We start from the raw sequence: 8,531 nt of genomic DNA, 5'->3' as shown, positions 1-8,531 counted from the left end.
TCTGTTTTTAAGCTATTAGAGAGCCATGTAAACAGTTCTTCAAAACCTAAGTCATTGTTATTGAATTTTTTATGACCAATTCTAACACCAGACTTATCCATAACTCCAACATCAAATTTGTCTTTAGACATGTCAATGCCAACAAAAAAATCAATCTCTAAATTTTCATTTTGTTTCATAAAAACTTAATTTTAAAGTGAAAAGAAAAATTGACCTAAGTAAACTCAAATCGACAAAAGCCTTTATAAGATTATCAGCACGAACTGGTTCTAAATAGCTAAATTGGTTTAGATTGAGTGAGGGAGGCAGGGCCTTTATCGAAGGATAGTTTCGGCTTGCAGAGCGGGTAGGTTCACCTGCTTCCCACTTAGGAAAATTTACCGAGATAAATTTATCCTAATTACTCGTATTTTTCAATTCTTTTTTCATCTGCTAAAGTAAAGGAAGAGCGGTTTTAGCAAGTATAGCTTGCTTGACACTGCTACGATGGTGGAGCCATCGTTTAGCTGGCCTTAGTTGTTAACTGATGTTATATTTTTGCAAATCATAAACACTCAAAAGTTTCCTATGAGAAGTGTCTGTAGATGAAGTATTTTCTCTCAGAAATTTTTCGATTTCATCGAGATTAATATTTTTATGGTATGCATTAAAGATAATGGCATTCATTTTATAGGATGAAGGAATTGTTTCATCGTTAATTATATCTTCAATGTTTTTGTGTTTTTTACAACAATTAGAAGGTAGATTTTTTACACAATCAGTAACATTTTTTATCTGCTGTTTTTTTAATGAAGTTGAATTTTGAATTTCTTTATTGATAGAACTAAATCCGAAGATAGGGAAGTATTGGCTGGTTGAATTTTATATTTATCAATTAAACTTACAATTTGAGAATTTGATTCATCAATAACGTTAAAATAACTTGCCAAAAGTTCAGGTGCAGTTTGATACTGATATTGGATGGTTTTTGAAGAGCCTATTGCCAAAATTTTATCGCCATTTTTTAATGTATCGAGATCTTCTGTAATACTAACTTTAATTTCACCACCAGCATAGATTTCTTTTACAATGTTCTGTACTTTTCTAACATCCAAAGCTGTAACTGGAAGATGTAAATTTGAAATTGATTGATAAATTGCCGTATAATTGTCTGTCTTTATTTTATTTATTCTAATTGTTAATCCATCGAGAACAATGTCGTGTTCACTTATTATCTCATTTTCATTACCTAGATCTCTCTCAACTAAAAGAAAATTATTCTTGATTTTTGTTGCTAATTCTGAGTTTGGTTCAACGTAAGTAAAAATGGTTTTCAGAATTTTTTTAATATTGTCATCATTAACACTATATCCCATAAAAATAATGGGATTATGTATAAAGAGAGAAAGTAATTGAGCACGAATTAGCTCATATTTATTATTAAAATCTAAATAATCCTTTTCTGTAATTATAACTTTTTCAGGATTTTCATGACAGCCGTGAATTTTATAAACAGAGCCGTAAGGATTACTCAAAAGGATGTTGTTACCGATAAGTTTATTAAAGTCAAATAAATTTTCCATTAAACCATCATAATTGGTTGTAACTACGGAGCCTACATTTTTACGAATTTTTCTAAACTCTTTTAATTCATCGGAAGTTTCGCTTTTAAATTTTAATTCAGAAAATAGATTGCAAATATAAATTTTGAATCTACTTAAGTGCACTCCTTCTGACATTTTCTTGTAAAATATGTCATTGATTTCTTTGAATTTACCGTTTCTATCTTCAGATAATTTCTTGTTATAATCTTGCTCTAAATAATCAGCAATTTTTAGAAAATCAAATTTTTCATCAATAAAACATTTTGCTTTTATATCCAGATAGTATTCAGGATTGTCAGTTAGGTCTAAAGCAATTTTACTCAGCAAACCATCCCAAGTGAAAGAATTTTCTAAATATCTAAGACTTATACCTGTTCCAATGAATAGTACAGGATGATTTTTGTATTGAGCAATAAATTCTTGAATCGTCATTGTAATTTTGAATGGGATTTTGTTTATATCGAGACTAAAGTTAATCAAGCTAAAATAGTCATTTTTTTACATAGGCATAAAAGAGAATACCCATAATTATAACATCAATTTGTATCGAGAAATCGCAATTTTTGATTTAAGTTTTCTTTGTTTCCCTACCTTATTATTTTCTTTTCAAATATATCCTTTAAATTCTATACTAACAATAAAATTTTCCTAATTATGAATCCAAAATTGCCGTCTATGTTAGATTAGACTGCTTAATTTGCGTTAGTTTAAATTTCACCCCATCCCCCCAACCAACTCCCTAGCCAAATACGGAGCCAAAGCCACACCCATACCATTCATACAGACACTGGCCGAAAGATTGGGCTGAATAATTTTGGAAACTGGTGTTTTGGACTCGTTGAAGGCCATTATTCCACTCCATTTTAGGTCTATTTCAAAATCAAATTTGGGTAGAATCCATTCTTTTAGATATTTCAGTAATTGATTCTGAATCAATTCTGTGTGGCCGAATTGGTCGGTGTTTTCGCCTTCGAAGTCTAGATTTCTTCCGCCTCCAAACAATACCCTATTTCCGACATTTTTGAAATAATAATAGCCTTTGTCGATATGAAAAGTGCGGTTAAAGCTTAGCCCTTCAATGGGTTTTGTGATGATAACTTGCCCACGGCCGGGTTGTATTTTTTGCTCTGGCAGAAATATATTCGAAAAAGCATTGGTACATATACAAACATGTTGGGCTTCAAAGTCTCCAAGGTTTTTGGTTTTGACAACCGCCATTTTCTGACTGGCGTCGATGTTTTCAACCTCGGTTCCGAAGAAAAACTTTACGTCTTGGTTAACCAAGGTTTTGTGGAGTGCATAAAAAAGCTTTCCGGAGTGGATGGAGGCTTCGGCACGGTTGCTTATGGCATAGTGGAATCCTGCAAATTTGCTTTCAGGAATTATCTGATTATCCTGATAAAAGTGTAGTTTAGTATTTACGATGGAGGATAGGTTTTTGTTCAAGACTTCCAATTGGCTCAGATTGTCCTCAAAAATGCTGGCCTCGCTGAAAAGTTCCGTAGCACCGCAAGGATTGTAATCTATCACATCGCCGAAGTGTTGCTTGATGATTTGGATTCCTTCAAACCGCTTCTGGGTCATGGCCAAGGTTTGATCCCAACCAATTTCTTTTACATTTTCAAGTAGTTCTGATGGACTCCCGAAACATGCAAAGCCGGCATTTTTGGTACTGGCTCCGTTGGGCAAGGTTCCTCTTTCTAGAATGGCTACTTCAGCGTCGGGATTTTGCTTTTTCAAGAAATACGCCATCCATAGTCCCGAAAAACCCGAACCAACGATGAGGTAATCATATTTTGGCTTGAAAATATCCTGTTCCCAATAACTCAGCATGCCTTATATATTCTGTTTTTTGAGTTCATTTAACGCAAAATCTGCCGCTCGTGCAGCCAAGGCCATATAAGTTAAGGACGGATTAACGGCCGAAGAAGAGGTCATACAGGCACCATCCGTTACAAAAACGTTGGGAACACCCCAAACTTGGTTGTTTTTGTTAAGCACGGAGTCCTTCGGCGAATGCCCCATTCTGGCGGTTCCCATTTCGTGAATGCATCTACCAAAACCTCTGATTTCATCATACGGCTTGATGTTTTTGTAGCCAGCTGCCTCAAACATCTCGGCGGCATCGTTTTTCATGTCCACCCGCATTTTGGTTTCGTTTTCTTTATATTCCGCAGACATGATCAATAAAGGAATTCCCCATTCGTCTTTTTCCTCCTCGCTGAGGTAAATTTTGTTGTCTTCGTAAGGCAAGGTTTCGGCAAAAGCCGACAATTCTATCTTCCAAGGGCCAAATTCCGTCATTTTTTTCTTGAAATCTGCCCCAAAATCATCTTTCAAATCTGGTTTTGCCCTTTTAGATTCGCCCTCATAGCCAAATCCACGCAGGTAATCGCGTTTTTCACCTCCGATATTTCGGTATCGTGGTATATAAAAACCATTTGGTCGTCTGCCAAATTCTATGGTATCCTCAAATCCCTCCACTTCGGCAGAAGCACCAGCCCCAAAATGGTGGTCCATCAAATAATGACCTAGTACGCCACTGTCGTTGCCCATTCCGTTCGGAAATCTTTTAGACTTGGAGTTCAACAGGATTTGGGTAGAGGCCAATGCAGAGGCATTTAAGAAAATGGTTTTGGCCAACAATTCAGTTTCTTTTTTGGTGAGGGTATCAATTACAATTACGCCCGTGGCCTTTTGCTTGGCTTCATCGTACTTTATTTCTTTAACAATGGCATTCGTTAGAATCGTTAGGTTTCCAGTTTTTTTAGCAACAGGAAGCGTTGCGGCTTGCGTACTGAAATATGCACCAAATGGACATCCACGGCCGCACATATTTCGGTATTGACAACTACCACGACCAAGTGCCAGTTGCTCCTCGGTTGGTTGTGTCAAATGTGCCTGCCGGGCATGTATGACCTGGGCACCAAACTTGTTATTCTTTTTCTGAAAGTCTTTTTCTACACAAGAAAACGGCATAGGAGGCTGGAAAATGCCATCGGGCAAATGGGATATTTTGTCTATATTGCCTGAAATGCCGACAAATTTTTCTACGTAGTCGTACCACGGAGCTAAATCTTTGTATCTCAGTGGCCAATCTATCGCTATTCCCTCTTTGGCGTTTGCCTCAAAATCTAAGTCAGACATTCTCAGTGCTATTCGTCCCCAAGTGATAGACTTCCCACCCAATTGATAACCTCTAATCCAGTCGAATCGCTTGTCCTCCAAATAGGGATGAAGTGCGTCTTTGGTATAAAAGTGAGCCGAAAATTCGTTGATTTTATTGTAAACACGAGCCGTTTTAGGATAGTCCTTCAGCAGTTCCAAGGTTGCTTTTCCACGGTGTGGCATATCCCAAGGTGGGGTTAAAGCGGTGGTGTAGTCGGTGACATGCTCCACATGACGGCCCCTTTCTATCATCAAGACTTTTAAGCCTTTTTTTGTAAGTTCCATGGCTGCATATCCCCCCGAAATGCCTGATCCCACTACTATTGCGTCGTAAACGTTAATTTCTTTAGCCATTTGTTAAGGAAACTTTACTATTTCTTGAATTGTATTATTTTTTAAAAAAATTTAATTTTATAAATATTATTACCTGAATTAATAATTATATTTGAAAAACTATTCGAATTCTTAAAACTATTTAAAATTAACAAAAACTCCTACTCGTATGCAAAAAAAACTCCTCTTTCGAAATTTGGGTCGGGCATTGATGGTTGTGAGCTTGCTCATGACGGTAAGCTTTGCTTACGCTCAAAGAAAAGTAGCCGGTAAGGTAACTGAGACCGGTAGCACTTCAGGAATTCCTGGGGTTACAGTTTTGGTAAAAGGTACCTCTACCGGTACCACAACAGACGCCAATGGTAGCTACACCATAGACGTTCCAAACAATTCTAGCGTTTTGACTTATTCTTCTATTGGTTATAATCCAAGCGAAGAAGTTGTTGGTGCTCGCTCTGAAATTAACGTGGTGTTATCGCTTGACACAAAGTCGCTGAGTGAAGTGGTGGTAACGGGTTACGCATCGCAACGTAAGAAGGACATTACTGGTGCCGTAACAGTAGTAAACGCCAAGGAACTGACAGCAACACCAGCGGCCAGCGTCACTCAGATGCTCCAAGGTAGAGCTGCCGGTGTGGTAGTTGGTAACGACAACTCACCTGGTGGTGGTACCATGGTACGTATCAGGGGATTTGGTTCGGTGAACAACAACAGCCCTTTGTATGTAATTGATGGTGTACCTACCCAAGGAACGCTGAACCAACTCAACCCTAATGACATAGAGTCAATGCAGGTATTGAAGGATGCCTCTGCAGCCTCTATCTATGGTGCAAGAGCAGCCAATGGGGTGGTAATCATCACCACCAAAAAAGGAAAAGCTGGTGAACCAAACATTTCGTTTGACTATTACACAGGTACTCAACGACCAGGTAGAATGTTGGATTTGTTAAATACGCAAGAGTTAGGTTCTTATCTCTACCAGGCTGACCTTGGTGCTGGAAAGAATCCTTCTGTAACTTCTCCTTCGGTTCAGTATAAATTTGGACCAAACGGGGAGCAAACGATTGCGGATTACATCTATCCAAACGTTTATGGTTCTTTGCCAGCCAATTATACCTATACCAACGACATTGCAGATCCGAATTTGGGTAAAACGGCTTTTAACATTACAAAAGCCAACAAAGAAGGTACCGATTGGCAAGATGCTATTTTTGATCCAGCTCCGATATCCAATTATCAAATTGGTGCTACGGGTGGTTCAAACTCCGGTAAATATGCTATTTCGGCCAATTATTTTTCTCAAGATGGTATTTTGAAATACACCAAATACAACAGATATTCGGTTAGAGCAAATACTGAATTCAAGAAAAACTTTATGACGATTGGTGAGAACTTTACTTTCTCTTATGATGAAAGACAAGGTATTACCAACAACAATGAGTCGAATCCTATAATGTTTGCTATTCGTGTGCATCCTATTATACCCATATTTGACATAACAGGTGGTCCTGCTGAGTTGGGAGGTACGAATACTTCTCCGTATAATGGTTTTGCGGGAAGTAAAGGTGTAAACCTTGGAAATGCACCCAATCCATTGGCGAGACTCTATCGTGAAAAAGATAACTTGACCAAAGGAACGCACGTTTTTGGTAATGTTTATGCCGAGTTTGATATCATGAAAGGACTGAAAGCAAGAACAAGCTATGGTTTGGAATACAATCAGTTTAACCGTTCGGAATACTTCCACAGAGATATTGAGGCGGCTGAGGCTAGAAATGCCAATAGCTTGAACGTAATAAACAATTACGACAAATCAGCCACTTGGTTTAATACTATCAATTATGCCAAGACAATGGGTCTTCATGAACTAAACGTGTTGGTCGGTACTGAATCAGTAACAACTTACTCTTTTGGTTTTTCTGCGAGTAGAAGTAGCTTCTCCTTTGACGATTTGGACTATCGTTACTTAAATTCAGGTTCAGCTGCAGGCTTGGCCAATGCGGGTGACGGAGCAATCCGAAGTGCATTGTTTTCTCAATTCGGTAAGGTGAACTATGGTTATAAAGATACTTATTTGGCGGATTTTACTTTGCGTAGAGATGGTTCATCGAGATTCTCAGAGGCGAACAGGTACGGGGTATTTCCGGCTTTTTCAGTTGGGGTTCGTATGTCAGAGTTTGAATTTATGAAAGACTTGAAGTTTGTGAACGATTTGAAATTGAGGCTAGGATGGGGTAAAACTGGTAATCAGTTAATTCCGAACGTATACAATGCCTACACCTTGTATGCGGCTGACCCTTCAAACAATGCCTACGACATCAATGGCACGGGTTCTTCAATAGTTGGAGGTTTTGACCTAGTGCAGTTTGGTAACACAAACGGTAAATGGGAAACAACTACTTCGACCAATGTTGGTTTAGATGCCGTTTTACTGAACAATAAAATGGAGTTGGTTTTGGACGTTTATAATAGAGTAACCTCCGACATGTTAACCCAAATAGCAATTCCAAGAACAGCTGGTACAGGTTCTATACCTTTTACCAACATTGGAGAAGTACAAAATAAGGGAATTGACCTTGGCATAAACTTTAGGGATAAAGTTGGAGAATTTAGATATCAAGTGGGTCTAAGCCTTGGACATTACAAAAACAAAGTGATCAAATTGAATAATGATCCTAATGCTACTATATTTGGATTTACTACTCGTCTTCCTGCAATTTCTGCAACCAAAGCTGGCCTGCCAATTGCGAGTTACTACGGATATTTTGTTGACGGTGTCATCAAAGACGATGCTGAGGCTGCCGCAGCTCCAAAGTTCGGTTCATATACCAGGGCTGGAACGTTTAAATTCCGAGACGTAAACGGAGACGGAGTTATTACTGCTGCAGATAGAACGATTATTGGTAATCCGCATCCTGATTTTACCTACGGTATTAACATTAATTTGGGCTACAAAAACTTCGATTTGACCATGTTTGGACAAGGAGTTCAAGGAAATGAGATATTTAACTATGTTAGATATTGGACAGACTTTAATACTTTCCAAGGAAACAGATCGAAAGAAATGTTGTATGATTCTTGGAAAAAACAAGGTGATGTAGCCAAACTTCCAAGATTAAACTCCGGTGATGCTACTAGTCAGCAGATATCATCTTATTTCTTAGAGGATGGTTCATATTTGAGATTGAAAAATGTACAGTTGACCTATTCGATTCCTGCAAACATCATGAAAAAGGCCAAAATGGGATCAGCTCAAATATATGTTCAAGGACAAAATATCTTGACTTTGACCAAATATACTGGACTTGATCCGGACATTAACTTGAGAACTTCAGGCAACGACAACCAAGATATTCACATGGGAATTGACGAGGGTGCTTATCCAGTGGCTAAGTCATATTTGGTGGGTGTAAGACTTGGTTTTTAATTACAATGATAAAAATATTA

At 38.0% G+C, this 8,531-nt stretch carries 5 protein-coding genes and 1 pseudogene; 1 reads left to right on the top strand and 5 read right to left on the bottom strand.

What is annotated here, in order from left to right:
* The 5 genes and pseudogenes from EGI31_RS25490 to EGI31_RS20355 form a co-directional block, all read right to left on the bottom strand.
* Window positions 1–131: pseudogene (locus EGI31_RS25490) on the bottom strand (hypothetical protein); the annotation flags it as partial.
* Between the two features lie 388 nt (window positions 132–519).
* Window positions 520–666 (bottom strand): hypothetical protein, encoded by a 147-nt coding sequence (locus tag EGI31_RS20370; RefSeq protein ID WP_255039006.1) that lies wholly within the window; start codon window positions 664–666, stop codon window positions 520–522.
* Window positions 667–785: 119 nt separating this feature from the next.
* Window positions 786–2,015, bottom strand: a complete 1,230-nt coding sequence (locus tag EGI31_RS20365; protein WP_255039005.1) for an SIR2 family protein — start codon at window positions 2,013–2,015, stop codon at window positions 786–788.
* A gap of 282 nt (window positions 2,016–2,297) precedes the next feature.
* The gene (locus EGI31_RS20360; protein WP_255039004.1) at window positions 2,298–3,416 is read right to left on the bottom strand and encodes an NAD(P)/FAD-dependent oxidoreductase; all 1,119 of its coding nucleotides are present in this window, start codon (window positions 3,414–3,416) and stop codon (window positions 2,298–2,300) included.
* Window positions 3,417–3,419: 3 nt separating this feature from the next.
* Window positions 3,420–5,105, bottom strand: a complete 1,686-nt coding sequence (locus EGI31_RS20355) for a GMC oxidoreductase (RefSeq protein ID WP_255039003.1) — start codon at window positions 5,103–5,105, stop codon at window positions 3,420–3,422.
* A 148-nt stretch (window positions 5,106–5,253) separates the two neighbouring features.
* Between EGI31_RS20355 and EGI31_RS20350 the strand changes: the two genes are divergently transcribed.
* Window positions 5,254–8,511 (top strand): SusC/RagA family TonB-linked outer membrane protein, encoded by a 3,258-nt coding sequence (locus tag EGI31_RS20350; protein ID WP_255039002.1) that lies wholly within the window; start codon window positions 5,254–5,256, stop codon window positions 8,509–8,511.
* Window positions 8,512–8,531 lie beyond the last annotated feature (20 nt).

Origin of the sequence: Lacihabitans soyangensis (assembly GCF_024343775.1) — a bacterium.
Taxonomy (GTDB): domain Bacteria; phylum Bacteroidota; class Bacteroidia; order Cytophagales; family Spirosomataceae; genus Leadbetterella; species Leadbetterella soyangensis.
This window is presented reverse-complemented; position numbering and strand designations above follow the sequence as displayed.

Coding starts and splice junctions, on each gene's coding strand:
- EGI31_RS20360 (WP_255039004.1), bottom strand. CDS start 3,416: ATGCTGAGTTATTGGGAACAGGATATTTTCAAGCCAAAATATGATTAC.
- EGI31_RS20350 (WP_255039002.1), top strand. CDS start 5,254: ATGCAAAAAAAACTCCTCTTTCGAAATTTGGGTCGGGCATTGATGGTT.
- EGI31_RS20365 (WP_255039005.1), bottom strand. CDS start 2,015: ATGACGATTCAAGAATTTATTGCTCAATACAAAAATCATCCTGTACTA.
- EGI31_RS20355 (WP_255039003.1), bottom strand. CDS start 5,105: ATGGCTAAAGAAATTAACGTTTACGACGCAATAGTAGTGGGATCAGGC.
- EGI31_RS20370 (WP_255039006.1), bottom strand. CDS start 666: ATGAATGCCATTATCTTTAATGCATACCATAAAAATATTAATCTCGAT.